At 63.6% G+C, this 26,448-nt stretch carries 22 protein-coding genes; 10 read left to right on the top strand and 12 right to left on the bottom strand.

Going from position 1 to position 26,448, the window contains the following annotated elements; all coding sequences use genetic code 11:
- Positions 1–79: 79 nt before the first annotated feature.
- Together hisI and folE are read right to left on the bottom strand one after the other, a co-directional pair.
- Positions 80–502, bottom strand: coding sequence for a phosphoribosyl-AMP cyclohydrolase (gene hisI / locus AX729_RS37895; protein ID WP_061030049.1), 423 nt, complete (start codon positions 500–502; stop codon positions 80–82).
- Positions 503–529: 27 nt separating this feature from the next.
- A complete protein-coding gene (gene folE / locus AX729_RS37890; protein WP_061030047.1) occupies positions 530–1,222 on the bottom strand; it encodes a GTP cyclohydrolase I FolE in 693 nt (230 codons plus the stop codon).
- A 242-nt stretch (positions 1,223–1,464) separates the two neighbouring features.
- Here folE and AX729_RS37885 point away from each other — a divergent pair, with 242 nt between their 5' ends.
- Positions 1,465–1,932 (top strand): iron-sulfur cluster assembly scaffold protein, encoded by a 468-nt coding sequence (locus AX729_RS37885; protein ID WP_027576793.1) that lies wholly within the window; start codon positions 1,465–1,467, stop codon positions 1,930–1,932.
- Positions 1,933–2,017: 85 nt separating this feature from the next.
- Here the strand turns inward: AX729_RS37885 and AX729_RS37880 are convergent, their stop codons facing one another.
- Complete coding sequence (locus AX729_RS37880) at positions 2,018–2,917, bottom strand: COG3904 family protein (RefSeq protein ID WP_061030044.1); 900 nt, start codon at positions 2,915–2,917, stop codon at positions 2,018–2,020.
- 230 nt (positions 2,918–3,147) lie between these two features.
- Here AX729_RS37880 and yidD point away from each other — a divergent pair, with 230 nt between their 5' ends.
- Together yidD and AX729_RS37870 are read left to right on the top strand one after the other, a co-directional pair.
- Positions 3,148–3,480, top strand: coding sequence for a membrane protein insertion efficiency factor YidD (yidD, locus tag AX729_RS37875; RefSeq protein WP_061030042.1), 333 nt, complete (start codon positions 3,148–3,150; stop codon positions 3,478–3,480).
- A gap of 90 nt (positions 3,481–3,570) precedes the next feature.
- The gene (locus tag AX729_RS37870) at positions 3,571–3,777 is read left to right on the top strand and encodes a hypothetical protein (RefSeq protein WP_061030038.1); all 207 of its coding nucleotides are present in this window, start codon (positions 3,571–3,573) and stop codon (positions 3,775–3,777) included.
- A gap of 74 nt (positions 3,778–3,851) precedes the next feature.
- On the opposite strand, the gene AX729_RS37865 is transcribed toward AX729_RS37870, so the two are convergent.
- Positions 3,852–6,203, bottom strand: a complete 2,352-nt coding sequence (locus AX729_RS37865) for a tetratricopeptide repeat protein (RefSeq protein WP_082770649.1) — start codon at positions 6,201–6,203, stop codon at positions 3,852–3,854.
- Between the two features lie 281 nt (positions 6,204–6,484).
- Positions 6,485–7,984 (bottom strand): DUF1254 domain-containing protein, encoded by a 1,500-nt coding sequence (locus AX729_RS37860; protein WP_061030036.1) that lies wholly within the window; start codon positions 7,982–7,984, stop codon positions 6,485–6,487.
- Positions 7,985–8,105: 121 nt separating this feature from the next.
- On the opposite strand from AX729_RS37860, the gene AX729_RS37855 reads away from it, so the two are divergent.
- The 3 genes from AX729_RS37855 (at position 8,106) to AX729_RS37845 (ending at position 12,031) form a co-directional block, all read left to right on the top strand.
- Positions 8,106–8,357 (top strand): hypothetical protein, encoded by a 252-nt coding sequence (locus AX729_RS37855; protein WP_061030142.1) that lies wholly within the window; start codon positions 8,106–8,108, stop codon positions 8,355–8,357.
- A gap of 99 nt (positions 8,358–8,456) precedes the next feature.
- Positions 8,457–10,895 (top strand): arylsulfatase, encoded by a 2,439-nt coding sequence (locus AX729_RS37850; protein WP_061030033.1) that lies wholly within the window; start codon positions 8,457–8,459, stop codon positions 10,893–10,895.
- Positions 10,896–10,972: 77 nt separating this feature from the next.
- Positions 10,973–12,031: a SphA family protein gene (locus AX729_RS37845; RefSeq protein ID WP_061030031.1), complete on the top strand. Its 1,059-nt coding sequence runs from the start codon at positions 10,973–10,975 to the stop codon at positions 12,029–12,031.
- A gap of 184 nt (positions 12,032–12,215) precedes the next feature.
- Here AX729_RS37845 and AX729_RS37840 read toward each other — a convergent pair whose 3' ends face one another.
- Together AX729_RS37840 and AX729_RS37835 are read right to left on the bottom strand one after the other, a co-directional pair.
- Positions 12,216–13,430 (bottom strand): hypothetical protein, encoded by a 1,215-nt coding sequence (locus AX729_RS37840; RefSeq protein WP_156457441.1) that lies wholly within the window; start codon positions 13,428–13,430, stop codon positions 12,216–12,218.
- A 2-nt stretch (positions 13,431–13,432) separates the two neighbouring features.
- Entirely contained in the window at positions 13,433–14,800 is a 1,368-nt protein-coding gene (locus AX729_RS37835) for an APC family permease (RefSeq protein ID WP_061030025.1), read from the bottom strand.
- A gap of 327 nt (positions 14,801–15,127) precedes the next feature.
- Here AX729_RS37835 and AX729_RS37830 point away from each other — a divergent pair, with 327 nt between their 5' ends.
- Positions 15,128–16,465: an alpha/beta hydrolase gene (locus tag AX729_RS37830; RefSeq protein WP_061030023.1), complete on the top strand. Its 1,338-nt coding sequence runs from the start codon at positions 15,128–15,130 to the stop codon at positions 16,463–16,465.
- Positions 16,466–16,531: 66 nt separating this feature from the next.
- On the opposite strand, the gene AX729_RS37825 is transcribed toward AX729_RS37830, so the two are convergent.
- Both AX729_RS37825 and AX729_RS37820 read right to left on the bottom strand, forming a co-directional pair.
- The gene (locus AX729_RS37825; protein ID WP_061030021.1) at positions 16,532–16,909 is read right to left on the bottom strand and encodes a hypothetical protein; all 378 of its coding nucleotides are present in this window, start codon (positions 16,907–16,909) and stop codon (positions 16,532–16,534) included.
- A 90-nt stretch (positions 16,910–16,999) separates the two neighbouring features.
- Entirely contained in the window at positions 17,000–18,175 is a 1,176-nt protein-coding gene (locus AX729_RS37820) for an MFS transporter (RefSeq protein WP_061030019.1), read from the bottom strand.
- Positions 18,176–18,359: 184 nt separating this feature from the next.
- On the opposite strand from AX729_RS37820, the gene thrS reads away from it, so the two are divergent.
- Entirely contained in the window at positions 18,360–20,402 is a 2,043-nt protein-coding gene (gene thrS, locus AX729_RS37815; protein ID WP_061030017.1) for a threonine--tRNA ligase, read from the top strand.
- Positions 20,403–20,408: 6 nt separating this feature from the next.
- On the opposite strand, the gene AX729_RS37810 is transcribed toward thrS, so the two are convergent.
- The gene (locus AX729_RS37810) at positions 20,409–20,780 is read right to left on the bottom strand and encodes a helix-turn-helix domain-containing protein (RefSeq protein WP_061030140.1); all 372 of its coding nucleotides are present in this window, start codon (positions 20,778–20,780) and stop codon (positions 20,409–20,411) included.
- A 10-nt stretch (positions 20,781–20,790) separates the two neighbouring features.
- On the bottom strand, positions 20,791–21,096 hold the full coding sequence (locus AX729_RS37805; RefSeq protein WP_061030015.1) for a type II toxin-antitoxin system HigB family toxin: 306 nt from the start codon (positions 21,094–21,096) through the stop codon (positions 20,791–20,793).
- A gap of 153 nt (positions 21,097–21,249) precedes the next feature.
- Here AX729_RS37805 and AX729_RS37800 point away from each other — a divergent pair, with 153 nt between their 5' ends.
- Entirely contained in the window at positions 21,250–21,813 is a 564-nt protein-coding gene (locus tag AX729_RS37800) for a nitroreductase family protein (RefSeq protein ID WP_061030013.1), read from the top strand.
- A 62-nt stretch (positions 21,814–21,875) separates the two neighbouring features.
- Positions 21,876–23,144, top strand: coding sequence for a serine hydrolase domain-containing protein (locus tag AX729_RS37795; RefSeq protein WP_061030137.1), 1,269 nt, complete (start codon positions 21,876–21,878; stop codon positions 23,142–23,144).
- On the opposite strand, the gene AX729_RS37790 is transcribed toward AX729_RS37795, so the two are convergent.
- The gene (locus tag AX729_RS37790) at positions 23,130–25,592 is read right to left on the bottom strand and encodes a putative bifunctional diguanylate cyclase/phosphodiesterase (protein ID WP_061030010.1); all 2,463 of its coding nucleotides are present in this window, start codon (positions 25,590–25,592) and stop codon (positions 23,130–23,132) included. The genes AX729_RS37795 and AX729_RS37790 overlap by 15 nt on opposite strands.
- Positions 25,593–26,448 lie beyond the last annotated feature (856 nt).

The raw sequence follows: 26,448 nt of genomic DNA, 5'->3' as shown, positions 1-26,448 counted from the left end.
CAGTTATGGTTAATGCGGGGTTAATTCGGCCGTGGCCATCATTCCGGGGGCGCGCAGCGCGAACCCGGAACGACGGAGATCATTTCTTGTACACGTCGCCCGGATCGAACAGCCGCTCCGCATCGGCGAAGACGAGCCTGGCGCCGCCGCCTTCGGCCTCGACCTTGCGATAGAAGCACGACCGCCGCCCGGTGTGGCAGGCCGCACCCATCTGTTCGACGCGGATCCAGACTGCATCCTGATCGCAATCGGTGCGCATCTCAACGACGCGCTGGGTCTGACCGGAGGTCTCCCCTTTTCGCCACAAGGCATTGCGCGAGCGGCTGAAGTACCAGGCATCGCCGGTCGCAATCGTCCTGCGCAGCGCCTCCTCGTTCATGTGCGCGACCATGAGCACGTCGCCGGTTACGACGTCGGTCACGACGACCGTGACGAGGCCGCTCGCGTCGAAGCGCGGCTGGAAGGACAAGCCTTCCTCGATCTCATGAGAGTGAGCGGACACAGGACCCTCGCGAGTTCACTTGCGAGGTCAGCGTTGCAGGCCTCGCACCAGGGACAGGAAACGGGCCTGCTCCGCCGGATTGTCGCGGAACATGCCGGTGAAGCGGCTGGTGAAGGTGGAGGCGCCATGCTTGGCGACGCCGCGCACCGACATGCAGGTATGCTCGGCCTCGATCAGCACGGCAACGCCGCGCGGCTTGAGGACTTCGTCGATGGCGGCGGCGATCTGCGCCGTCAGGTGCTCCTGGGTCTGGAGCCTGCGGGCGAAGATGTCGGTCAGGCGCGCAAGCTTGGACAGGCCGACGACGCGTTCCACCGGCGTATAGGCGATGTGGGCCTTGCCGTAGAACGGCATCATGTGATGCTCGCACTGCGAGGTGAATTCGATGTCGCGCACCAGGACGAAATCGTCATAGCCGGCGGTTTCGCCAAAGGTGCGGTCGAGCACCTCGGCCGGGCACTGGTGGTAACCCTGGTAGAGCTCGTCGAAGGCCTCGACCACGCGACGCGGCGTGTCGAGCAGGCCCTCGCGCTCGGTGTTCTCACCGATATAGGCGAGCAGCGTCTTCACAGCCGCTTCCGCTTCGGCACGCGCGGGGCGCGGCTGGTCGGCGCGGACGGCGGCCGCGAGGAATTCGGCAGGATCAAGCTCGGCGGGCCGGCTCTCGGGCTGCCGGTCAGAGGGCTTGCTGGGGCGGATGGATTTGATTGCAGCGTCCATATCGACTCCGTTCGACGGCCTAAGGGGCCGGAGTGTCACCGGCAGACGGGGCGGCCAAGCCGCCGGACGCCTGAAGAGAACAGTTCCTGGCGAAACGTCCGCAAGCTATAACGTCGGAGCCACGGTTCTGGATCACCGCCGCCGCACCGCTGGACTGTTTTTCCGCGAGTTCCGACCCTATATAGGACCCTGGACGCCGCCCGCCAAGGCCGATCGGGTGCGGAAGTGCTGGACTCCATCACATGCTGAACGACATCTACAACAAGCGCATCATCGAGCTGGCCGGGAATATTCCGCGCCTCGGGCGGCTGTCGGACCCCGACGCCTCCGCCACTGCCCACTCCAAGCTGTGCGGTTCGACGGTGAAGGTCGACCTCAAGATGAACGGGGATACCGTCACCGACTTCGCGCATGACGTGAAGGCGTGCGCCTTGGGTCAGGCCTCTTCATCCATCATGGCAAGTCACGTGGTCGGCTCGACTGCGAGCGAACTCCGTGAGTTACGCGAAACCGTTCGCAAGATGCTGAAGGAGAACGGCGCGCCTCCTGAAGGCAAATGGGAGGAGATCAAGTTCCTCGAGCCCGTCCGCGACTACAAGGCGCGCCATGCCTCGACGCTTCTCACCTTCGATGCGGTGGTCGATGCGATCGGCCAGATCGAGGCGAAAGCCAAGGCCGAGACCAAGCAGCCGGCCGCTGCACAGGGCTGATCCCAAGCCGGCGCCATTCCGGGGCGCCCGAAGGGCGAAGCCGGAATCTTGCGCCACAACTTTCTGGATTCCGGATTCGGAGAGCTTACTTCTGCGTTGCCGCAGCCGGTGCGCCCACGCCGCCCGTCGGCACCAGGGCTTCGGCCGTCTTGGTCGACTTGGCAGGCTGCCCCTGCTCCGGTTCCGCTCCGAACCTGGCCTGGGTCTTCGGCGCAAGCTCCGCCATTGCCGGCGTCGAGAGATCCATATGCGGAAGCACATCTGCCACGAGATCGGTCGTAACCAGATTGGTCAGCTTGAGCTCGCCGGCGTCAAGCTCGTGCAGGTCTTCCCAGGGCGGAACGCTGAGCGCGAGCGACAGCAAGTCGCCGGTGCCGCCCATGTCGAAGGTGTATTTGGCGAGCCGGCCGATGTCGCGCTCCACGATCATCAGATCCTGCGCGCTGTAGCTCGCCGCCTTGGCATCGTCGGCCCGGTCGCCCATCCAGATCTGATGGACACGGACGTGGGCGGCTTCCGGCACGTAGCGCTTCTTGCCGGCCAGCAGCAGGAATACGCACATCGATTCGCAATAGGCTTCGGGCGCGACCGCCGGGCGAGTCGACGGCCCGCCACGGAGGCTTACGCCGACCGTGGTCAAGAGTCCGAGATTGCGGAAGCGCCGGCCCAGCGTGATCGCGTCATTGACGGATCCGCCACTCGAATCGAGCACAACGGTCGCGCCCCCGAGCTGACGTCCACGCGAAAACTCTTCGAATTCCCTCGGCGTATCGGCGGTGATGATACCGACCGCGCTGACCCAGCCGCGGCAGTTCGGCTCGCAGGCGACCCAGCTGAATTTCATCGGCAGCTTGCGCTCTTCGAGGGTGCTGCCCGCCCGGGCCGACGACCCGAAAGTCGCGACGGCGCCGGCCATCACAACTCCACAAACGGCGGTTCCCACCAGCAACCAGCCGCGAAGATTGAGCGACGTCAGGAGTTTCAAACTGGTCCCTTCCCCAAGCCCCAAAGCGATTCAGGTAAGCCCCGTCTTGTCGTTTCAATAAGTCTACACACGAACGTCACAAAAATGGTATCCGGGGGAATACAGCTCGTCCATAGGTTCTTGCTGCACTGCCCCCCAAAAGCACGCAAAATATGGCGCATAAACAACAGCTTACAGTTCCCTGCGCCGGAACCGGGCAATCCGGCGCTTAACGTCGCAGCAAAGCGCACATGAAGCATTCAGCATGCGAGCACTGTTCCAGTTCCGGCGTGCTCCGGCTGCCGCGCAGATTCGGCCGCGCGCTGATCTGGTTGTATCGGCATACATTGTCACCCCTGGTCGGATACAACTGCCGGCACTTGCCGACCTGCTCCGTCTACGGCGATGAGGCGATCGAGCGGTTCGGCCTTTGGGCGGGCGGCTGGATGACGCTCGCGCGCCTGCTCCGCTGCCATCCCTTCGGCACGTCCGGTATCGACAACGTGCCCCACGCCGCGCCGCAAGGGGCGCGCTGGTATCTGCCCTGGCGCTACGGCCGCTGGCGCGGGGTCAATGCGCCCTGATGAAGGCTGCGATGCCTGTGCATCGCTGCCGGACAGGAACTGCCCCTTTCCGCCCGCGTTGTTTTGATGCTCCCACGGGAGGAAACAACAATGCGCTGGAAAATCAGCCCTCATTTTCACCTCAGGCCCGGTCCGAGTGTCGGTCACAGGGGACACGATCCCAGGACCATCGACCTGCTCGCCATCATCGCCCTGCTCGCACTCGTCCTCGGTTCAGGCTGGTATCTGGCCAGAAGCCTTGCGATACAGCCGAGCACGACGACCTTCATCGTGCCGAGCCAGAGCGTGCATTGGTAGCTCAGGCGTGGACCCATTGCGCGAGCCACCGGTTGCCGACCCAAGCCCCAGCAGCCACTACTCCCGGTCTTTGCTCACTTTGCGCGGGGCCGGACGGCTCGGCGAAGTTCTTGAATCAGGGTCGCAAGACCCTGGTCAGCTGGGCGGAAAGTCGCGAGCTGTTCCGCGTACTTCAGCGCCGACGCCGTATCTCCGGTCATTCGGTTGAACGAGACGAGGGCCTGAAGAATATCGAGGTCGTTAGGATGACGGCGTAAGGCTTCCTTCAAGACGTCCAAGGCCTCACCGCGACGGTCACCGGAGTGCAGCGCGACGGCGTAGACGTAGGCGTAACGCGGCTCGTCCGGCTCCAGCTCCGTCGCCCGACGGAGTTCGTTGAGCGCGTCCTCGGACCGTTTCAGCCTCGTCAGCGTCAAGCCGAGCGCATGGTGCAGCGCCGCGTCGCGCGGTGAACTCGCAAGCGCGGCGCGAAGGACGGATTCGCCGTCGCCGTCCCGGCCGCGTTGCCGATCGAGATCGGCGAGATTGATCGCTGCCGTCGCATATTGCGGGCTCAGCCTGAGGGCCGCTCTGTATTCGGCCTCGGCTTCCTGTATCTCTCCGCGCCGCGCGAGGAAATCTCCGAGCGCGGTGCGGGCCTCCGGTCTCTCGGCATTGGCGCGCTGGGCGGCGACGAACTCCGCTGCCGCCTGATCGAAGCGCGCACGATCCGGCTGAGGCTGGCTTGCGGAAGGAACGCCCGCGAGCAGAGAGACCGCCCTGATGCGGACACCGCGGACGGGATCGGACAACAGCGGGGACACGAGGGACCAGACCCGATCAACGGGCACGTTGCCCAGCATGTCGAGCGCGCCTATCCGCACCATCGGATCGGGATCGGCCAGCGCGACACGGGCCGTCGCGATGCTCGCCGGCGTCACGCGCGATGCAAGTTCGTCGAGTGCGCTGGCGCGGGCCACGGCGGGCGCTTTGCGATCCGCCGCAAGGACGGCAAGCAGCGCGGCGGCATCGGCTTGTTCGGTGCGGGCGGCATGGAATGCCGTTCCGTAATTCTGGAAGCCCTTCCGGAGCGGACCGAACCATCGCTCGACGGCTGCCGCCGACCATTGTGGTGACTTGTCGCGGTGACAGTCGTTGCAGGCGTTCGGCGTTCCGAGGGTGACGGACAGATCGGGACGCGGGACCCTGAAGGTGTGATCGTGCCTGGTATCGATCACCATGTAGGTCCTGACCGGCATGTGACATGAGATACAGGTCGGCGATGGCCCGACCTCGGCGTGCTGGCGATGCTTCACGTCGGCATATTTGTCGGACGCATGGCACTGCAGACAGACGCCCTCGCCCGGCAAACGAAGCTTCGCGCTGTGCGGCTCGTGGCAGTCGCTGCAGGTGACACCGGCCGCAAACATCTTGCCTTGCTTGAAGGGCGTATAGTTATAGGGCTCCTCGACATCGCGGATCTGCCCGTCGGCATGATAGGTGTTGCGCGCGAGCGGCTCGACGACATGGGTTTGCGACAGCCATTGGCCGGGAACCCAATTCTCGTCGAAGGCACCGCGCCGTGCGTGACAGAGACCGCAGGTCTCCACTTCCTTGCGGAGCACTGCCGGCTCGGCGGAACGCGTTGCGTTTCCGGTCTGCGGATCGATCGGCCAGGTGATGCGGTGCCGCTCGTCGAAACGCACCAGCAAGCCCTTGGCGGCGTCCTGTTGCTTGCCAAACGGCCACCAGCTCTGCTGCTCGCGCGCCCAGGCGGCGTGGCGCGAGCCCTGACCGTGACAGGCCTCGCAGCCGACGCTGATCTCCGCCCAGGTCGTCGAAAAGCGATCTCTTGCGGCGTCGTAGTTCTTGCGCAGGCCGGTGGAGTGGCACTCCGCGCACATGAAATTCCAGTTCTGGTTCAGCTTGGTCCAGTGCAGGATATCGTCATGCTTGATGGCTTCATCGGGCGAAAGGTGAAACCAGCGCTGGCCGCCCTTGTCTTGCGGCCGACTGTCCCATGCGATCGGCAGTGCCTGGACGCGCCCATCCGGGAACGCGACGAGATATTGCTGCAGCGGATCGAGGCCGAAAGTGTACTTGACCTCGAACTCGGAAAGGCTGCCGTCGGCGCCGTCGGTCTCGACCAGGAATTTTCCGTCCTTGCGGAAGAAGCGTGAACGCACGCCGTAATATTCGAAACTCGCATCATTGAAGTTGCCGAGCACGGTCTTGTCGGTGGCGTGCTGCATCGCCGCCTTGTGCTGCGAGGCGGCCCACGATTGTGCTTCGGCCTGGTGGCAGCCTGCGCAGGTGTCGCTCCCGACATAGGCCGCGGCGGATGACGGTTGGGTCTGCGAGACTGGGTGGCGATGACTGAGAAACTGGAAGGCGACGCCAAAAGCGAATACGGCAGCCGCAGCGACGGCAATCCAGATTCGGCGCATCGGCAACCGCGAGGCACTTTGCCCAGCGTGCTTCGGCGACTGCGAAGCCGGGGATGGCGCTCGGGCAAGCCCCCTCGGTTTATCCCGGCCTGATTTGCGTGCCTTGCGTGCCAACGGCGGCCTTCCGTCCTGCGATCGGGCGTCCAGCATCGATCAAGATGGCCACACTAATCTTCAGCCTCAGCTCTATCGAGTCGAGAAGCGATGGATCACGGGTGAATCTCGAATTGCTCAGCGGCCCCGGCGCACTTAGTCAGCAAGGGCGGCGATGCCGGCTCAAATCATTTCAGCAACTCGATTTCTCCCGGTCTCCACGTCTTGTCGAACCACGGTTCGAGCGGGCCGTAGAGACGCAGAAGCGTATTCCAGCCTTTTCCGGGAACGGTCTGCACCCAATTGTGTTCCTTACCGGCCGGGGCCTCAGGTCCGAAATAGACGTCCACCGAACCGTCTGCATTCGTCAGGATGTCCTTGTCTTGGCTGCTCACCATCGGGAATTTCTGGTCCGTCTGGAGCATTGAACGTGTCTGGTTGTCGTAGAGGATCACCGACCAGAACTCCTTGGCTGGAATGTTCGGGGGCAAATGCAGCTTGTAGTTTCTGCCGCCATCCAGGGGAGCGCCCGTGGAGTCCACCAACCCAACTGCGTATTGGGAACCCTGCCCGACCATTTTTGCTTCCATCGCGGGTGTCACGCCGGTCGCATAGAAATAGAAAAACGACGCGGCATCGAGGAAGCGCACGCCGGGTTGCGATTCAAACTGGTAGCCGCCAAGCCACTGACGCCAGGTGCTGTTCGGATAGTAGAAGGCTTCCGGAATCCGGCTTCTGAAGAGTATGGCACGCACTGTAGCGTCGCCGACTGCACCCGCCTCCGTCAGAATCTTCTTCATGCGTGCATCGGGAGCGAACGGCTTGCCTTTCTCGATGCCAATGGAGGCGAAGTAGCCAAGCGTGACCGGGTCGAGCGACTCGATCGGCTCGCTCTGAACGACCTGATTGAGATAATCCCAGACCTTGTCGTCGGCCGGCGCCACCGTGTTGAAGGCCCTGCCGGACACGTTGACGAACGTGTTGGCCGGAGGATTGGCCGCTTTCGACAAGGGATAGATGCGCGTAAGTTTCTTCAGCCTTTCGATGGCCGGGGTCATGTCCCCGTTCACGGAAAAATTGCGCCAGACGAGAATCGATTCATAGGTAGGAACACGAACGACGAGATACCCTTCGGGTACTTCTCCTTTGTAGCCGGGCGGCAGCAGCAGATACTTGCCTCCTTTGCCTTTGTCGGGGCCGACCACTCCTATGTCGGTGACGTAGCGAAACCAGAAATCGTCGATCATGCCCAGCACCATGGGTGGGATCTCAGCCACCAGCGGGCCGTCGTGCAAATTGATCCATATCCACGTGTAGGCAACGTTGGCATTGGCCGTCAGAAACAGCGAACGGGCATCCATCAGCGTTTCGAAGGTCGGAATCGTGGCGTTGGCAGGCCCAACCTGGAGCAACCCCTCACGTAATCCGGCCATGTTCACCGCGGGAAGTGCCAGTAGATAAGCCTGCACCGCTCTTTGGAAGTCGAGATTGTCGTAGAGCTTTTCGACCGTGGCTTTGTCGGGGAAGCCGTCGAAGAATTTCAGCGTACCGAGGCGCGTCTCGACTTTATCCGGCGAGGCGATGCCTGGCGGAATTGGAGTTTGCATCTTGTATTGCTGCTCGCGTGCCTGCGGCGCAGAACTCACAATCAACGACAGAGCTGAAATCGCAATCGCCATGCGCTTCATGAGCCGATCCTTTTGAAGTCGAAACATTAGGCGATGACCGCCCGCCGAGGGGATTGATCTGGGTCAATCCACCGGTCGTTCGATCGGGTAAATTTGGTAATCAACAATGGAGGACACCGGGATGAAGCGCTCAATCGCATTGTCTGCCCTGCTGACGGCTGGACTGGTCGCCGGCTTCGTAGCCGCGAGCACAGACCAGGCCAGTGCGGTGGTCTACTGCCAGTACGTCGATTATCCCGTCGGATGCATCGTCAGGCCCGGCGTCGTGCTACGGCCGCGGCCGGTCGCACGGGCCGTGGCAACCCCCGGAGTCGGACGGGTGGGAACACCGGTGAATCGCGGCGGTCCGGTCAATCGCGCCGGGCGGCGCTGAGACGGCATCGAACTGTTGTCGATCTGCGGGATGCGCTGGTCGCATCCCGCCATTTGATCAATCGATTTCTATTTTTCCTTCTTCGCTGAGGTAGCTGACATGAGACGTATGACGACGGCGGTCACCGCGCTGTCCTTGATCCTGCTGCTGCCAATTCCGGCGAATGCCCAGCAGGTTGCTCCACCCGCGGTCGTGCTTCCGACCGATCGCACGGTGCTGCCGATTCCCGAGCCGTCATATCCGCACAGCATCGTGTTCGACGCCCGCAATGCAACGCCGCCGCCACGCTTCGAGGTCAGGGCACCTGTCGGCGCACCCAACGTGCTCATTGTGCTGATCGACGACATGGGCTTCGGCCAGTCCGGTGCCTTCGGCGGTCCGATCCGCATGCCGACGGTGGAGAAGCTGGCGAATGAAGGGCTGCGCTACAACGAATTCCATACCACGGCGCTCTGTTCGCCGACGCGCTCTGCGTTGTTGAGCGGCCGCAACCATCACATGAACAACTTTGGATCGATCGCGGAAACCGCGACGACCTTTCCCGGGCAGACCGGACAGCGCCCCAACAGCGTCGCCACGATCGCGGAGATGCTGAGACTGAACGGCTACAGCACCGCCCATTTCGGCAAGAACCACGAGACGGCGGCATGGGAGGTGAGTCCCTCCGGGCCGACCGATCGCTGGCCGACCCGCCAGGGCTTCGACAAGTTCTACGGCTTCATGGGCGGCGAGACCAACCAATGGGCTCCCCTCATCTATGACGGCATGACGCAGGTGGAGCCGTCGAAGGATCCTAACTACAACTTCATGACGGACATGACCAACAAGGCGATCGACTGGATGCAGTACCAGAAGTCGCTGACGCCCGATAAGCCGTTCTTCATGTACTTCGCGCCGGGCGCCACCCATGCGCCGCACCACGTGCCGAAGGAATGGATCGCGAAGTACAAGGGCAAGTTCGATCAGGGCTGGGACAAGCTGCGCGAGGAGACGCTGGCCCGCCAGATCAAGCTCGGTGTGGTGCCGTCGGGGACGAAGCTCGCGCCCAAGCCGGAAGCCATCAAGGATTGGGCCGCGCTGAGCCCTGACGAAAGGAAGCTGTTCGCTCGCCAGATGGAAGTGTTCGCCGGCTTTGGCGAATACGCCGACACCGAGATCGGCCGCCTCGTCGACGCCGTCAAGGCGACCGGTCAGCTCGACAACACCCTGGTCTTCTACATCGTCGGCGACAATGGCGCGAGTGCGGAAGGCGGCATGAACGGGCTGTTCAACGAGATGACCTATTTCAACAGCGTGCAGGAGAGCGTTCAGGACATTCTCAAGCACTATGATGAATTGGGCAGCCCGATGACGTATAGTCACTATGCTGCCGGTTGGGCCGTCGCTGGCGATACGCCCTTCACGTGGACCAAGCAGGTGGCTTCGAGCTATGGCGGCACCCGCAACGGCATGGTCGTTCACTGGCCCAAGGGCATTGCGGCGAAGGGTGAAGTGCGCTCGCAGTGGCATCACGTGATCGATATCGTGCCGACGATCCTCGAAGCCACGAAGATTCCCGAACCGAAGAGCGTGAATGGAACGGCACAAGCCCCGATCGAGGGCGTGAGCATGGCTTACAGTTTTGGCAATGCCAACGCTTCGAGCCGGCATACAACTCAGTACTTCGAGATATTCGGCAATCGCGCAATTTACAGCGACGGCTGGCTGGCCGGCACGATTCACCGTGCAGCGTGGGAAACGACGAACCGCAGGCCGCTCGAGCAGGATATCTGGGAGCTGTACGACACGCGATCGGACTTCAGCCTGACTAACGATCTGGCAGCAAAGAATCCGGACAAACTAAAAGAGCTTCAGGATCTCTTCCTCAAGGAAGCCGTCAAATATTCCGTGCTGCCGCTCGACGACCGAACTCTGGAGCGACTGAACCCGGCCCTCGTCGGCCGCCCCGACCTGATGGCGGGCCGCACCTCGCTGACGGTTCACGAGGGCATGCTCGGCATGTCGGAGAACGTCTTCATCAACACGAAGAACCGCTCGCATGTGATCACCGCCGATGTGGAAATTCCCAAGGCCGGAACCAGCGGTGCCATCCTCGCCCAGGCCGGCCGGTTCGGCGGCTGGAGTTTGTATCTGAAGGACGGCAAACCGACCTACACCTACAATTTCCTTGGTCTCCAGCGATTTACGATATCTGCCCCGCAGGGGTTACCTGCCGGCAAGTCTACGATCCGTTTCGAGTTCGCCTACGATGGCGGCGGAATCGGCAAGGGCGCCGTAGGCACGCTGTTCGTCAACGGAAAGAGTGTTGCGACAGGCCGGATCGATCGGACACAATGCTGCGGCTTCTCGGCTGACGAAGGCGCGGACGTCGGTGCTGACGAGGGTACTCCCGTAACTGAAGCCTACAAGGTGCCGTTCAAATTCTCCGGCAAGATCAGTCAGGTGACGATTGAGCTGAAGGAAATGAAGAGGGCCGACAGCGAGGAAGCTGCAGAGGGTCGCAAGGCGGCCATGTTGAAGAGAGGTTTGTCGGATTGAGCAATCGCATGGCGGAAGCCCCGGTTCGCCCCGGCGGGATCGCTAGACTTCATCAGATTGGCTGTGAGGCGGCAACCATGAAGCACATTGCTACACCCGCGCGTCGGTTGGGTGGCGCTCTCGCTGCCGCCGCGCTTGCTTTGCTTTCTCCGCAGGTGGCCCTCGCCGACGAAAACGGCATTTCGTTCTGGCTTCCGGGCCAGTTTGGCAGCCTGGCGGCCGTGCCGATGATGCCTGGATGGTCGCTCGGCACCGTCTATTACCATACCTCCGTCGGCGGCTCCGGCGGGGTCGCCGCGTCGCGGCAGATCTCGACCGGCAAACTTCCAGCGACGGTCAATGTCAGCCTGAACGCCAGCCTCAACGCACAAGCCGATATCCTGATCCTGGCGCCGAGCTATACGTTCGGCACGCCGGTGCTGGGCGGACGATTGGCCGTGGGTCTCACCGGCACATTCGCGCGGAGCGCCGTCGGAATCGACGGAACTCTGACCACCAACGTCGGCCCGTTCGGCTCGACTCGAACCGGCAGTCTCTCCGACACGCTGGTGTCGGTCGGCGATCTCTATCCGGTGATGTCGCTGAAGTGGCACAACGGCGTTCACAACTGGATGACGTATGCGACTGGCGACATTCCCGTCGGAGATTATCAATCGACCCGTCTGGCCAACACCGGCCTCGGTCACGGCGCCATCGATGCCGGCGGCGGATACACCTATCTCGATCTCGCGACGGGGCAGGAATTCTCCGGCGTTGCCGGGTTCACCTACAATTTCAAGAACCCCGACACCCAGTACCAGAGCGGAATCGATTTTCATTTCGACTGGGGCGTATCCAAGTTTCTCTCCAAGCACGCGTTCGTGGGCTTCGTTGGATATGCTTATCAGCAGATCACCGACGATTCCGGTCAGCACCCGATTCTCGGCCCATTCCGCTCGCGCGTCCTGGGCGTTGGCCCGCAATTCGGCTACCTGTTTCCCGTCGGAGACATGCAGGGCTACTTGAACGTGAAAGCTTATGGAGAATTCGACGCGGCAAATCGGCCGTCCGGCTGGAATACCTGGCTGACGTTCTCCATCTCGCCCGCGCCGCCAGCGAGCACGGTGACATCGACCAAGCATCACGTGCGGAAGTAATCCAGCGGAGGCCGGCGCGAACCGATATTGTTGGGAACTTGACGTCAGACCTCATCAGCGCAGCGGACGTTCCTGAGCTGTCCGCCCGACGCGATGCGAATAGGACGAGTCGTCATCGCGCTTCAGGTTGTTGTTCAAGCATGATCTTTTCGGAAAACCGCTGCGCACTTGTCCGGATCATGCTTTAGCGAAACCAGAAGAAGCGCCCGGACTGCGGCGGGATCGATTCCGGCGGCCGCAGCCGCTTCGGTCGCGGCGGCTTTGGCGGCGGCTCGGTAGCCGAAGTGGTCTCCGCGGAAGGCGCGGTCTCGCTGCCCGGCACCTTCACCGACAGCAGCAAGTTCGACTCATGCATCCGCCAGCGGTAGCCGACGCCGAAATCGATCGGCTGGGCGCGCCTGAACAGTTCGGCGTAGCGCTCCTGATACCGGCCGGGGAATTCGTCGATCGGACCGAGATAGCGGCCGAACGGGAAGAACCGCCATTGCCGCGCGTTGTAGTTCGCAAGCGGAATGCCGGAATCGTCCTGGATGATGGTGGCGCTGTTGGCAAGCAGCCAGTCGCGCACGACGGTGAAATTGCCGGAGTGCATCAGATAGGACGCGCTCTTGATCAGGCTGTTGCCGGGCCCGAGCGTCTCGCAGAATTTCAGGAAACCGGTCGCGCGCGCGCCGGAATTGGAAAGATCGGTCGAGAAATAATACAGCGTGCGCGCTTCCCCATCGCTGCCGGCGAAGGTGATGCGGACGCCGCGCGTCGCGTTCCGGCCCGGATTGTCGTCGCCGACCTGAACCCCGCCCTTGTCGTCGAGCGCGACCATCTCGACATTGCGGATCGTCTTGCCGGAGCGCGCGAGGAAGACATAGAGGATCGGCAAGGTGCCGTTGACCTGGTTGGCACGCAGGTCGACCTTCATCTGCTTGGTGATGAAGAAGGAGAAGCTCAGGATCGAGCCGAGCGAGCGCTCGACGTTGTAGAGCGCCGCGCCGACCGAACCGCGCGGCAGCCGCGTCAGATCGGGCACGGCGCCGACCGGCTCCAGCGCACCGAGCACATAGGTATTGGCCTTTGAATAGAAGGCGTCGGCGTAGAGGAAATCCGGGCCGCTGAACATGTAGAACATGGTCGGCCGGGGCGCGGCGAGATTGGTGTCGGCCCAGCTGCGGATCTTGGAGAGCTGGCGCTGCTCGAGCTGGGCGAACGCGCCGTCGAAGAACTTTGCATGGCGCTGCCAGCCCGGGTCCCTGGTGAGCGGGACCAGCGGCGAGTCCGCCGAAGGCTGCATGCCCGCAAGGAAGCGCGCGGTGTCGTCGAAGGTGACGTCGGCGGCACGCGTGGACGAGACGGACGCGGCCAGCAGGGCGAGAGCGAGCGCCGCAATTCTCATGGGTCGGAACATGTCTATTCGCGATGCGGTGAAGCGGCAGCGGCGACCGGCCGCCTGCGGAAGACAGCATAAATCAACAGGCCCGAAAGCATGACGAGCATCCCCGAGAGCGATTGCACCGGCCGCTCGGTCAAGAGGTAGTACATCATGAACGCGGTCACGAGCAGGAAAACGAGCGGCGTGAACGGGTATCCCCAGGCGCGATAGGGCCGCGGCAGGTCGGGGTCGGTGATACGCAGCTTGATGACGCCGGCAACCGTGAAGAACGAGCAGAACAACAGCGCGAACTGGATGAAGTCGAGCACCGCCTCGAAGCTGCGCGTGAACAGCAGCAGGTTGGCGATGGCGAGCTGGAACAGGACGGCATAGGCCGGCGCGCCGCTGACCGATCGCCTCGAGAATACGCGCAGGGCCGGAATGTCCTCCCCCATCGTCATCATCACGCGCGGCCCGATCCACATCATCGCACTGATCGAGGAGATCAGGCCGACGCAAATCATGGCGCCGACGATCCGGCCGCCGAGTTCGCCGAAAATGGCGTTGCCGGCGACGCTGGCAACGTCGAGCTGGCCGGCAAGAGCGCTGACCGGCGTGGAATAGAGAAAGACCGCGTTCAGCGCGACGTACAGCACGAGCACGATCAGCGTGCCCGCGAGCAGCGCGCGCGGCAGGCTCTGCTGCGGCGTCTTCATCTCGCCAATGATGTAGGTCGCGGCATTCCAGCCCGAGAACGAATACATCACGAAGACGAGGCCGATCGCGAAGGGCGCGCTGACGATGTGGGCGAGGTCGCCCGGCTGCGGCGTGAAGGCGATCTGCTGCGGCACGCCGATGACGAAGCCGGCGACCAGGAAGGCGACGATCAGCACGACCTTCAGAATCGTCGAGATCAGCTGGAAGGTGGCGGAGTGCCTGACCCCGGTCAGCTGCACGAGCGAAACCAGCCACACCACGCCGATGGCCAGCGGGATCGGCGGCAGATCGGGCATGACCGATTTGGCGTATTCGCCGAAGGCCATCGCAGCGAGCGCAACCGGCGCCGCGAAACCCACCGTCGCCGAGACCCAGCCGGCGAGAAAGCCGAAGGCCGGATGATAGGCCCGGCCGAGGAAGTTGTATTCGCCGCTCGAGCGCGGAAACATCGCGCCCAACTCGCTGTATGCGAACACCCCGCACAGCGCGACGACGCCGCCGATCGTCCAGAGCAACAGGATCGAGAAGCCGGACGGGATATCCTTGACCTGGAAACCGAGGCTGGTGAAGACGCCGACCCCGATCATGTCGGCCACGACGATGGCGGTTGCGACCGGAACGGAGACCCCGGCCCCTCCCCCGGTCAGCCGGCCAATCCAGGGCGCGGGTCCCGCATCTGATGCCGTCATCGGGGTCCTTAAGCTCAGGCGTCACGGCTCGTGGGACGCATCGTGCAGATTGATCCAGTCAATTCAAGCAGGGTTAACAAGGGTTAAATGAGGCAGCCGCAACGGGTATTTCGACACCTATTTGCGTGGTCTTGGCCAATAATCCTGGGCAAGCCGGCGGAAAGGCCCGTCCCCGCCCCCACAATCAGGACACGATTGCATGGTCCTTTTGAGCGTTCCGGATGTGGGGAAGTTTCTCCGGACGCTTAACGTCGCCTAAATGCCAGTCGGCTCAATTGTCTTGAAAATGCCGACGGACTTGATGTCGTGGCTTGGGGTCATGGGTGGATGTTCGGGGCCGTTTCGAGACTGAGAGCTGACCTTCGTGCCGATCGGACGACGTCCGGCGCGCGTGGTCGCGCGCTCCGGATCGGCCTGACCTCGGCCTTGGCGCCGTTGTCCCTGATGCTGGTTCAATGCGGCAAGGCGCCCGATCCGGCGGCGCTGGCGGCGCACTCGCAGGCCAATGTCCAGGTCGTCGCCAAAACCAATTCGCAAACCTCCAACCCGCGCGTAGCGAGCGGCGATACGTTCGAGGATCGCTTTCCGGCCCCGCAGTTCAGGGAGCGTTTTCCTTCGGCGAGCGAAGGCTTCCTGCAGCGGCAGATGTCGGACTTCTCGCCCAAGCGCGCCGTCCAGCAGCAACCGGCGGACCAGGCACCCTACAAGGTGGCTTCGCTCGAGCCGCAAGTCCCCTACAAGCGACCGCCGCGCGACGACCTGACGACGCTCGTCAGCATGAAGTCCTCGGCCTTCCCCTATTTCGGCAACAACCCCGCCTCCGACGCGCCCTTCCTCAACATCTCCAAGGGCGAGCGCCGCGGTCATCGCAGCTATTCGGGGCGCGTCTACTGGCAGGACGAAACCTACAGCGACAGCCGCGTGCTGGTGCACGTGCCCGAGCATTTCGACGTGCGCAAGCCGGGCGTGATCGTGGTGTTCTTCCACGGCAACGGCGCGACGCTCGAACGCGACGTACGCAATCGCCAGCTGGTGCCCAAGCAGATCACCGATTCCGGCGCCAATGCGGTGCTCCTTGCACCACAGATGGCCGTCGATGCCGCCGATTCCAGCGCCGGCAAGTTCTGGCAACCGGGCGGCTTCAAGCGCTTCATGGCGGAATCGGCCGACCATCTCGCCCGCATCAGCGGCGATCCCAACAGCGCGCGCGCTTTCGCCAACATGCCGATCGTGATCGTCGGCTACAGCGGCGGTTTCCTGCCGACGGCCTGGAGCCTAGAGGTCGGCGGCATCAGCGACCGCGTCCGCGGCGTGGTGTTGCTCGACGCCGTCTACGGCGAAATGGACAAGTTCGCCTCCTGGATCGAGAACCACCGTTCCGGTTTCTTCGTCAGCTCCTACACTCGCCACACGGCACGGCGCGACCGCGAGCTCATGAGCATGCTGCGCCAGAAGGGCATCAGCTTCTCCGAGGATATGGACGGGCCGTTACAACCCGGCAGCGTGGTGTTCGTCGAGACCGGCGAGGGCATCACGCATCGCGATTACGTGACGCGGGCCTGGACGCAGGATCCGCTCAAGGACGTGCTGGTGAAGATGTCGGCGACGCCCTCGCTCGCGCTTACGCGCGTCGCCTCCACCAATCCATCCGCATCGGGCCGTTAGGCGCATATTGCCCAGCGCGATCGGCGGCCGAGCCTTGGCGCACATCGCGCTTCAGGCTGACGACCATCAGTTCTTGGGCAGCTTCGGGATGCTCTCGGCAAAGCCGTTGAAGCAGGTCAGCCGCTCGTCCTCTTCCTTGAAGAAACGGCAGTCTGCGTAGCCCTTGGCCTTCGCCGGCTTCGGCTTCGGAGCCGGCGGGATCACGGCGTCGTAGCAGTTGAGGCGATCCTTGGTGCCGTCGTCGATATCGAGGCAGGCCTGAAGTCGGACGGCGACCGACTGCGGCTTGCCCTTCGCCGCGGCGGCGGGCTTGGCCGCAGCCTCTGTAGTCCCCTTGGGCTTGACCTGCACAAGCGGCTTGTCCCCCACCATCGGGGGCTTGTCGGCTTGCGCAAATGCGGAGGTTGAATAGAGCACCGCGGCAACCGCCAGAATCATCCTCATTTCAGTCAACTCTCTTTGGTCCCCATGATCGGCCTTCTAGCCCCCTCACGCGAGGTTTGCCAAGCACCTTGCGCACAGGAAAGACGGCGTTCAAGCGGTCGTGGCGGCAGCCGACCGCGGCCGGGTCAGCACCACCAGGATCAGCGCCAGCACGACGAAACCCACCGCCACGAAGCCGAGCGTATGCAGGAACTCGTGGGCGAAAAGCAGTCCGCCGATGGCCGAGCCGACCGCCTGCCCGATATAGAGGACCGAGGTGTTGAGTGCGACGGTGGCCGATGCCAGCGGCGGCGCGGCGGCGACCAATCGCACCTGTTGCATCGAATTGGTCGAGGCAAAGCCGAGGCCCCAGATCGCGACCGCGCCCGCCATCAAGACGAGCGAGCCGGCGCCGAGCGCCCAGCCGGTCATCCCGGCAAGCAGCAGGCAGGTGAACAGCAACGAGGTGCGATAGGGCCCCGAGGTGTCGACGATGCGCGTCGCGATGACGACGCCAAGGAAGCCGCAGACGCCGTAAAGCGCGAACACAATGCCGACCGCATCGGGCCCGGCGCCGGCGAGCTTGTTGAGCAGCGGGCGCATATAGGTGAAAACGACGAACTGTCCCGACATTTGCAGCATCGTGATCGCGAGCAGCAGCAGGATCGTCCTGCTTCGGCCAACCGCAGCCCATGTCTTCAGATCCACCGCTGCGCCCTTCAAGCCCGCCGGCAGACGCAGCAGCAACAGCAGAAAACTGATGCAGCCGAGCGCCCCGATCCCGCCAAAGGCCGCGCTCCAGCCGTAGCGGCTGGCGATGAAGGTGATCAGCGGCAGGCCGACGTCGGCCGCCAGCGTCCAGCCGAGGAAAATGTACGCAATGGTGCTGCCGCGCCGCGCCGCGGGCACGATCAGCGCCGCCGTGCCGGCGGCCTGCGGCGTGTAGAGCGCGCCCACCGCGAGCATCACGAGGCGGATGACGAGGAGGCTGGTGTAGTCGGGCGCAAAGGCCGAAGCGAGATTGCCGAAGGCCAGCACAGCAAGCGTCGCCGTGAGCAGCATCCGCCGCTCGATGCGACTGGTCAGCCAGGCCGTGAGCGGCGAGCCGATGCACAGTGTGACGGCGCCGAAGGTGATCAGAAGCCCGGCCGCATGGATACCGACACCGAGCCCGGTCGCCAATTCCGGCAGCATCCCCGCGGGCGCCAGCACCGAGCAGCCGGTGACGAGATTGCCGAGCATGAGCGCCGTGGGCGCGAAACGGCCGATGGCGGGGGCTTTTTCCATGCAAACGCATCTAGCGGCCGCTCGCGACGAGTTAAAGGCCACAAAGCCAATTAGTTGGCGCACTGTCCGCTTTTGCGCGCCACTTTCTTGGAAATGCCGGATTGCGCAGGCCGAATCGCCTGATATATCGCTCGTTCCCGCTTACCTGCGCTCGTTCGCAGGAGTGAGCCTCAGGAGAAAAGCAATGACCGACCAGCCCAAATCCGAGTCCGGATTCCAGTACAGCCTGTCCAATCTGAAGCCCGTGACCCCCGCTCCCAAAGTCAGCCTCACCTTCCCCGACGGCGCCCAGCGCCATTTCGACAAGGGCATCACCGGCCTCGACATCGCCAAAGGCATCTCGCCGTCGCTGGCCAAGCGCACGGTGGCGATGGCACTCGACGGCACCCTCGCCGATCTCAACGATCCGATCGAAGCCGACGCCAAGATCGAGTTCGTCAACCGTGACGACCCGCGCGCGCTCGAGCTGATCCGCCACGATTGCGCGCACGTGCTGGCGGAAGCCGTGCAGACGCTGTGGCCGGGCACCCAGGTCACCATCGGTCCCGTGATCGAGAACGGCTTTTACTACGACTTCTTCCGCAACGAGCCGTTCACGCCGGAAGACTTTGCCGCGATCGAGAAGAAGATGCGCGAGATCATCGCGCGCGACAAACCGTTCACGAAAGAGGTCTGGGATCGCGAGAAGACCAAGCAGGTGTTCCGCGACAAGGGCGAGGCCTTCAAGGTCGAGCTGGTCGACGCCATTCCCGGCAACGAGCCGATCAAGATCTACTACCAGGGCGACTGGTTCGACCTGTGCCGCGGCCCGCACATGACCTCGACCGGCAAGGTCGGCAACGCCTTCAAGCTGATGAAGGTGGCCGGCGCCTATTGGCGCGGCGACAGCAACAACCCGATGCTGACCCGCATCTACGGCACTGCCTTCGCCAAGCAGGAGGATCTCGACGCCTACCTCAAGCAGATCGAGGAAGCCGAGAAGCGCGACCATCGCAAGCTCGGACGCGAACTCGACCTCTTCCACTTCCAGGAGGAAGGCCCGGGCGTGGTGTTCTGGCATCCGAAGGGCTGGACCATCTTCCAGCAGCTGATCGCCTATATGCGGCGACGCCTGACCGGCGACTACAACGAGGTCAATGCGCCGCAGATCCTCGACAAGGTTTTGTGGGAGACCTCGGGCCATTGGGGCTGGTATCGCGAGAACATGTTCGCGGCGCAGTCGGCCGGCGACGAGGCCGAGGACAAGCGCTGGTTTGCGCTCAAGCCGATGAACTGCCCCGGTCACGTGCAGATCTTCAAGCACGGGCTGAAGAGCTATCGCGACCTGCCACTGCGGCTCGCCGAGTTCGGCGTGGTGCATCGCTACGAGCCCTCGGGCGCCATGCACGGCCTGATGCGCGTGCGCGGCTTCACCCAGGACGACGCGCACGTCTTCTGCACCGAGGACCAGCTCGCCGAGGAATGCCTGAAGATCAACGATCTGATCCTGTCGACCTATGCCGATTTCGGCTTCACCGGCGACCTCACGGTCAAGCTCTCGACCCGGCCGGAGAAGCGCGTCGGCACCGACGAGATGTGGGATCACGCCGAGCGCGTGATGGCCACGGTGCTGCGCGAGATCCAGTCGCAGAACAACCACATCAAGACCGAGATCAATCCCGGCGAAGGCGCCTTCTACGGGCCGAAGTTCGAATACGTTCTGCGCGACGCCATCGGCCGCGACTGGCAGTGCGGCACGACGCAGGTCGACTTCAACCTGCCGGAGCGGTTCGGCGCGTTCTACATCGACCATGACGGCGGCAAGAAGCCGCCCGTGATGGTGCACCGCGCGATCTGCGGCTCGATGGAACGCTACATCGGCATCCTGATCGAGCACTATGCCGGCAACTTCCCGCTCTGGCTCTCGCCCGTGCAGGCTGTGGTCACGACCATCACCTCGGAAGGCGACGAGTACGCCAAGCAGGTTCTCGAACAGGCACGGCGCGCCGGCCTGCGCGTCGAGATCGACCTGCGCAACGAGAAGATCAACTACAAGGTCCGCGAGCACTCGCTGGCCAAGATTCCGGCGCTGCTCGTGGTCGGCAAGAAGGAAGCCGAGACGCATTCGGTCTCCGTCCGCCGGCTCGGCAGCGACGGCCAGAAGGTGATGACGACGGCCGAGGCGATCGCCGCCCTCGTCGACGAGGCGACCCCGCCGGACGTGAAGCGAGCGCGCGGCGCGGTCTGACGGCGCTCAAGCGGCTCTGTCTTGCCCAACTTTGATGAGGGACTCGGCGGGAATGCCGAGCCCCTCATGCAGACGTCGGATCATGCTGAGCGTCAGTTCGCGCCGCCGGTTGAGCACTTCGTGAACCCGGTTGCGACTGCCAATAAAGGGAATCAGGTCCCTCGGCTGCAGACCGCTCTGCTCCATGTGATACTTGATGGCTTCGACCGGGTCTGGAAGGTCGAGCCGGTAATGCTTCCGCTCCCACGCTTCCACGAGCGTCACAAGAACATCCAGCCGATCGCCCTCAGGCGAGTTCCGGCGTGCACTCATCAACGTCTCGATCTCCTTGAGCACGCGACGATAGTCTCGGTTGGACTTGATTGGCGCGATTTCCATCATCGACCTTCTAAATGGTTTGCGCATCGATTGCGTCGTACTGCCGGTGCGTTCCGACAAAGCGGATGTAGACCACGCGGTATGGGTAGTTGATCCAGACCACGACCCGATATTTGTTGCCGGCGACGTTGAAGACGACGCGGCCATCCCTGAGGATACTGGCGGTTCTGATATCTCTCTTGACGTCCGCGGGCTTCGCCCAATCGGCCTGCTTGACCTGCCGAAACCAGGCCATCAGGGGATCGTGCGCATCGGAGGCCGACTCGCCGGCCCGATCCAGAAAAGCCTTGATCGTGCTGAGCGCGATGATCCTCATTCAACCCATCTTAGCATAGTCCCATCTTGGGACCATAACTTTCTGGACGGGCGCAGCTGTCGACCTCATAATCGCTCTAAAATCCCTTCCATTCGTCGTCTGTCGGGCCTATCTCCGGGCGAGAACAGCAAGCCATGCCATAAGGACGCCGCAGTGCCTGACGCCATCGAACTCCTGAAGACCCGCCGCTCTGTCAAGCCGCGCGACATGACCGGCCCCGGCCCCTCGCCGGCCGAGCTCGAGACGATCCTCACCATCGGCGCGCGCGTGCCCGACCATGGCAAGCTCGCGCCCTGGCGCTTCATCATCTTCGAGGGCGACGCCCGCCAGCGCGCCGGCGAGGTGATCGCGAAGGTCTTCGCCCGCAAGAATCCCGGCGCGCCCGCCGCCGACGTCGAGACCGAGCGTAACCGCCTCATGGATGCGCCGCTGGTGATCGGCATCGTCAGCTTCACCAAGCCGCATCCGAAGGTGCCGGCCTTCGAGCAGGAATTGTCGGCGGGCGCCAGCGCCATGAACGTCGTCACGGCCGCGACCGCGCTCGGCTACGGCGCCTGCTGGCTCACCGGCTGGTTCTCGTTCGACCGCGACGTGCTCGATGGGCTCGGCCTCAAGCCGGACGAAAAGCTCGCCGGCTTCATCCATATCGGCAAGCCGACCAAGCCGAGCGAGGACCGTCCGCGGCCGTTCCTTTCGGAAATCGTGACGCGATTTTAATCGATGTCTTGTTGACGCCAAGAACGTTGTACGGCTTTGATCCCGCGAGGGAGGAAGCCCAGATGCGACGGCGTGAATTTCTTGTCGGGGCCGCGATGCTCGCCGGCTCGATGGCGCGAAGCCGTGCTGCCGATATTCCCGCCCCCTCGTCCGAGGGGCTCGACCGCATCACGGCGTACTTCGACAACGAGGTGGGAAGCGGCCGGCTGCCTGGCGCAGTGATCCTGGTGCAGCAGCATGGCAAGCCGGTCTACCTGAAGACCTTCGGCGTGCGCGACACCAGGACGGGCCTCGCCATGACGCCGGACACGATCTTCGCCATCCACTCCATGACCAAGCCGATCACCTGCCTTGGCGCGATGATGCTGATCGACGAGGGCAGGCTCGCGCTCACCGACCCCGTGTCGAAATACGTCCCCCTCTTTGCCGACACCAAGGTGGGCCTCCAGATCACCAGGCCGGACGGCAAGCTGGAGCTCGAGCTCGTTCCGCCGCTCCGTCCCGTCAACATCGAGGACCTGCTGCGGCACACCTCGGGCATCAGCTACGACTATATCGGCAGCGAATGGGTCGAGCAGGCCTACAAGGCCGCCAACATCTTCGAAGGCCCGTTCAACAACAGGGAGTTCGCCGATCGCATCGCCAGGCTGCCGTTGGCACGGCAGCCTGGAACGCTGTGGCGCTACGGCCACTCGACCGACGTGCTCGGCAGCGTCATCGAGATCATCTCGGGGCAGACGCTGTATCAGTTCCTGAAACAGCGCATCTTCGATCCGCTCGGCATGAACAGCACCAGATTCGTGCTCGCGACGGAGAACGAACTGGCGCGGATGGCACGGCCGCTGCCGAACGACTTCATCCTGCTTGCCGGCGAACGCGAGCGCCTCGCCCATCCCGAATGGCAATCCGGCGGCGGCGGCCTGCTCTCGACCATCACCGACTATCAGCGCTTCGCGCAGATGCTGCTCAACGGCGGCGAGTTCGAGGGCAAACGCTATCTGAGCCGAGCCGCGTTCAAGGCCATGACGACCGATCACATCGGCCCGGGCTCCGGCGTCGGACGCGACTATTTCTACTTCCCGGGCGACGGCTTCGGCTATGGCTACGGCCTTGCGGTGCGGACCGATCCCGGCAACGCGAAACCGCCGCCGCCGGGCTCGCTCGGCGAGTTGAAATGGGACAGCGGCGCCGGCACCTATTTCGGCGTCGATCCCAAGCTCGACATGGTCTACCTCATGATGCAGCAGACCCAGAACGAGCGCGGCCGCATCACGCCGGCGTTCAAGGCGCTGGTCTACGACTGCTACCCCGAGGGCCTACGCCGCCCGTGAGGCGCGCTGGCCGAAATCGGCAAGCAGTTTGCCGATCTCGGCGGCCGGTCGCGCGGCGCTGAACAGGAAGCCTTGCACCTCGTGGCAGCCTTCGGCGCGCAGCCAGTCGAGCTGATCCTCGGTCTCGACGCCCTCCGCGGTCGTGGTGATGTTGAGGCTGCGGCCGAGCCCGGAGATCGCGCGCACGATCGCGCTGCAATCGGGCCGCTGCGCGAGATCCTTGACGAAGGACCGGTCGATCTTGATCTTGTCGAAGGGAAAGCTGCGAAGATAGCTCAGGCTGGAATAGCCCGTGCCGAAATCATCCATCGAAATGGAGACGCCGAGCTCGCGCAACTGATGCAGGATGGCGAGATTGGCTTCGGTCTCGGCCAGGAAGATCGACTCGGTGATCTCGAGCTCGAGCCGCTTCGGCGACAGGCCGGATTGCGCCAGGGCCGAGATCACGATCTGAACCAAATTGCGGCTGCGGAATTGCGCCGGCGACAGATTGACCGCGACCTTGACGTCGGCGGGCCATTTGGCGGCTTCGGCGCAAGCTTCTCGCAGCACCCATTCACCCAGCTGGGTGATCAAGCCGATGTCTTCGGCGACCGGGATGAACTCGGCGGGCGAGATCATGCCCTTCTCCGGATGACGCCAGCGCAGCAGTGATTCGAAGCCGGAGATGCGGTCGGAGGCGATCGACACCAGCGGCTGATAGTGCAGTTCGAACTCGCCATTGGCAAACGCGCGGCGCAGGTCGAGCTCCATGTCGCGGCGCTTCTGCGCCTGCAGATCCATCTCGCGCTCGAAGAAACGATGCACGCCGCCGCCGTCGGACTTCGCCCGGTACAGCGCCATGTCGGCGTTGCGCATCAGTTCCTCGGACGTCGTGCCGTCACCCGGCGACAGCGCGATGCCGATGCTGGCGCCGATCACCATCTCCTGGCCGTCGATGTCATAGGGTGCCTTCAACATGTCGATCAGCAGGGTCGCGCAGGCGCTGGCCTCGTTCGGCGAGATGTCGGCCGCCAGGATGACGGCGAATTCGTCGCCCCCGAGCCGGGCCGCGAGATTGGCGCCGCGGACCGCTGTGGACAGTCGTTCGGCGACTTGCTTGAGCAGGCGGTCGCCCGCCGGATGCCCGAACGAGTCGTTGATGTTCTTGAACAGGTCCAGATCGATGTAGAGCACACCGACCGGCCTTCCCCCGGCCTGGTCGAGCGCCTGCTTCAGCCGCTCCTGGAAATATTCGCGGTTCGGCAGATCGGTGAGCCCGTCATGATGGGCCATGTGGGCGATCCGCGCCTCGGCCTTGCGCCGTTCGGTGATGTCGACGACCGCGACCAGGTAGCCGTCGCGATCGTCGAAGGCGACGCGGCGTCCGAAGGTGAGCACCTCGATCTCGCTGCCGTCGGCGCGCAGGTGCCGCCAGTTGCGCGGGGAATGATAGGCGTCGCCGACGCGTTCGAGCGCCTCGGCGTGGCGCTCCCACTCGTCCTCGGGCCAGATCTCATGCAGCTTCATGCGCAGGAAGGTGGCGCGGCTGTAGCCGTAATGCTGGACCGCGGCGTCGTTGACGCTGAGGAAACCCCTGGTCTCTGCGTCGAACACCCACATCGGCATCGGGTTGTTGTCGAACAGCAGGCGGAACGAAGCGTCACGCCGCTTCAGCGCGGTGACGTCGGAGATCGTCAGCGAGACCACGTCCGCGAACGCGGTGGCGCTGAGCCTGAGGGAGCGTCCATCGCTTTCGAGCTCGAGCTGCTCGCAGCCGCGGCCCGCAAGGGCCTCGAGCAGGAATTCAAACACCTCAGGCTTGGCCAGCAGCGTGCCGCCCTCGCCGATCCGCCGCCACAACAGGCTTCCGCCCGCAACCTCCAGCAGCTCGCTCGCGCTCTTGTTGTGGTGCACGACCTGCAGATCGAACGGCTTGCCGCCGGCATCACGCAGCGTCACCAGGGAGACCACCGCGTCGTCGGTCGAGGAAAAGATTGCGTCCAGCAGATTGTATTGCGTGCCGGACTCGTTGACGTAGGTGCCGACCAGCGTGGCGCCCCAGCGCGAGGCTGTCGGCAGCGCCAGCAAATCGTAGGTCCTGACCATGCCGTCGCGCACGCAATGCGCGCTCGCCCGGTGCGGCCGTCTGGTCGCAAGCGCGTTTCTTGCTGCCTCCGACAGCGCGGTGGCGCAATCGGGCGAGAGCTCGGCGACCGGAATGTCCCAGCGTTCTTCGCCGAGCCATTTCTGCACGTAACGCCCGCTGCGCGACAGCTCGAGCACACCGTCGTTCTTCAACAATGCGATGTGATCGGCGAGCCGCCCGAGGCTGCCGAGCATGACGTCCTCGTAGCGCGGCAGCCGCGCGCCCGGCTTCAGGGCCGCATACCATTTGCGCTGAAGCACCGGGATGTCATCGAACATTTCGGCGACCGGTTTCCCCGGCGTCTTCTTTGCGGCAGTCATTGCAGTCCCCAACGCACTTTGCCGCTGCATCCAATGCAGGCGCGCTTAACGCCGTGTAAAAAGCGCGCAGGCGCGGGTTCCATTCAGCGATTATGACAGTTTTAAGTCGGGCGTTGGTTAGTGGACGTTAGAGACTATGACGGTTGTGCGAAGGCAATCGATGTTTGGAATGCAACTGGCTCAACCGTCATTGCGAGCGAAGCGAAGCAATCCAGAGTCTCTCTGCGGATAGATTCTGGATTGCTTCGTCGCTTCGCTCGCAATGACGGAGTTTGGGGTACCGGCGGCTTTTTCGATTGCATCTTTATTGTAGACGCACGAGCGCATCCTCGCGGCGCATTTCGCCCGAGCTTTGCGTCGATGCCTCACCCCCGATGAACAAGGGCGCAGGGAAGACCGGGAGCCGGTTGGCTCCCATCGACCGCCATGCCGGACGCAAACTGCGTGCGCTTCGATGCATAGCGGGTAACAGGGCAACCGGAGACATCCCGGCCTTCCCTGCGCAGTGGTTTTACGGCTTATGTCGTGCTCTCCCCGGGGAGCGATGCACTATTGCCCCCGTCGCCTTGCGGATGAGTGATGCGCGTATCCGGTCGGACAGTACACATCACCGCAAGACTTGGCGCACAGACCCCGGGCGCCAGGCCCACACGATTTTGCCGTACGCTGATGGCACCGGTCGTGTGCGCGACGGCTTCGCTCACGGTTGCCCGCCCTGCGAAGCTCTTCGCGCCGATGCAATCAGCGTCCACCGCCGCCCGGCCCGCGTGTCGTGACGATCGCGATACGGCCCCTCTTCCATGGGCCGGGTTGCGGCGACACATACGCCGTTTCCGAATTTCGGTAAAGTGGAATA

This window comes from Bradyrhizobium sp. CCH5-F6, assembly GCF_001556045.1.
In the GTDB taxonomy this organism is placed as follows: domain Bacteria; phylum Pseudomonadota; class Alphaproteobacteria; order Rhizobiales; family Xanthobacteraceae; genus Bradyrhizobium.
This window is presented reverse-complemented; position numbering and strand designations above follow the sequence as displayed.

Bases quoted from the DNA above. Each gene is read 5' to 3' on its own strand.
- folE (WP_061030047.1), bottom strand. From the start codon at position 1,222: ATGGACGCTGCAATCAAATCCATCCGCCCCAGCAAGCCCTCTGACCGG.
- AX729_RS37885 (WP_027576793.1), top strand. From the start codon at position 1,465: ATGCTGAACGACATCTACAACAAGCGCATCATCGAGCTGGCCGGGAAT.
- yidD (WP_061030042.1), top strand. From the start codon at position 3,148: ATGAAGCATTCAGCATGCGAGCACTGTTCCAGTTCCGGCGTGCTCCGG.
- AX729_RS37870 (WP_061030038.1), top strand. From the start codon at position 3,571: ATGCGCTGGAAAATCAGCCCTCATTTTCACCTCAGGCCCGGTCCGAGT.
- AX729_RS37865 (WP_082770649.1), bottom strand. From the start codon at position 6,203: ATGCGCCGAATCTGGATTGCCGTCGCTGCGGCTGCCGTATTCGCTTTT.
- AX729_RS37860 (WP_061030036.1), bottom strand. From the start codon at position 7,984: ATGAAGCGCATGGCGATTGCGATTTCAGCTCTGTCGTTGATTGTGAGT.
- AX729_RS37855 (WP_061030142.1), top strand. From the start codon at position 8,106: ATGAAGCGCTCAATCGCATTGTCTGCCCTGCTGACGGCTGGACTGGTC.
- AX729_RS37850 (WP_061030033.1), top strand. From the start codon at position 8,457: ATGAGACGTATGACGACGGCGGTCACCGCGCTGTCCTTGATCCTGCTG.
- AX729_RS37845 (WP_061030031.1), top strand. From the start codon at position 10,973: ATGAAGCACATTGCTACACCCGCGCGTCGGTTGGGTGGCGCTCTCGCT.
- AX729_RS37840 (WP_156457441.1), bottom strand. From the start codon at position 13,430: ATGTTCCGACCCATGAGAATTGCGGCGCTCGCTCTCGCCCTGCTGGCC.
- AX729_RS37835 (WP_061030025.1), bottom strand. From the start codon at position 14,800: ATGACGGCATCAGATGCGGGACCCGCGCCCTGGATTGGCCGGCTGACC.
- AX729_RS37830 (WP_061030023.1), top strand. From the start codon at position 15,128: ATGTTCGGGGCCGTTTCGAGACTGAGAGCTGACCTTCGTGCCGATCGG.
- AX729_RS37825 (WP_061030021.1), bottom strand. From the start codon at position 16,909: ATGAGGATGATTCTGGCGGTTGCCGCGGTGCTCTATTCAACCTCCGCA.
- AX729_RS37820 (WP_061030019.1), bottom strand. From the start codon at position 18,175: ATGGAAAAAGCCCCCGCCATCGGCCGTTTCGCGCCCACGGCGCTCATG.
- thrS (WP_061030017.1), top strand. From the start codon at position 18,360: ATGACCGACCAGCCCAAATCCGAGTCCGGATTCCAGTACAGCCTGTCC.
- AX729_RS37810 (WP_061030140.1), bottom strand. From the start codon at position 20,780: ATGGAAATCGCGCCAATCAAGTCCAACCGAGACTATCGTCGCGTGCTC.
- AX729_RS37805 (WP_061030015.1), bottom strand. From the start codon at position 21,096: ATGAGGATCATCGCGCTCAGCACGATCAAGGCTTTTCTGGATCGGGCC.
- AX729_RS37795 (WP_061030137.1), top strand. From the start codon at position 21,876: ATGCGACGGCGTGAATTTCTTGTCGGGGCCGCGATGCTCGCCGGCTCG.
- AX729_RS37790 (WP_061030010.1), bottom strand. From the start codon at position 25,592: ATGACTGCCGCAAAGAAGACGCCGGGGAAACCGGTCGCCGAAATGTTC.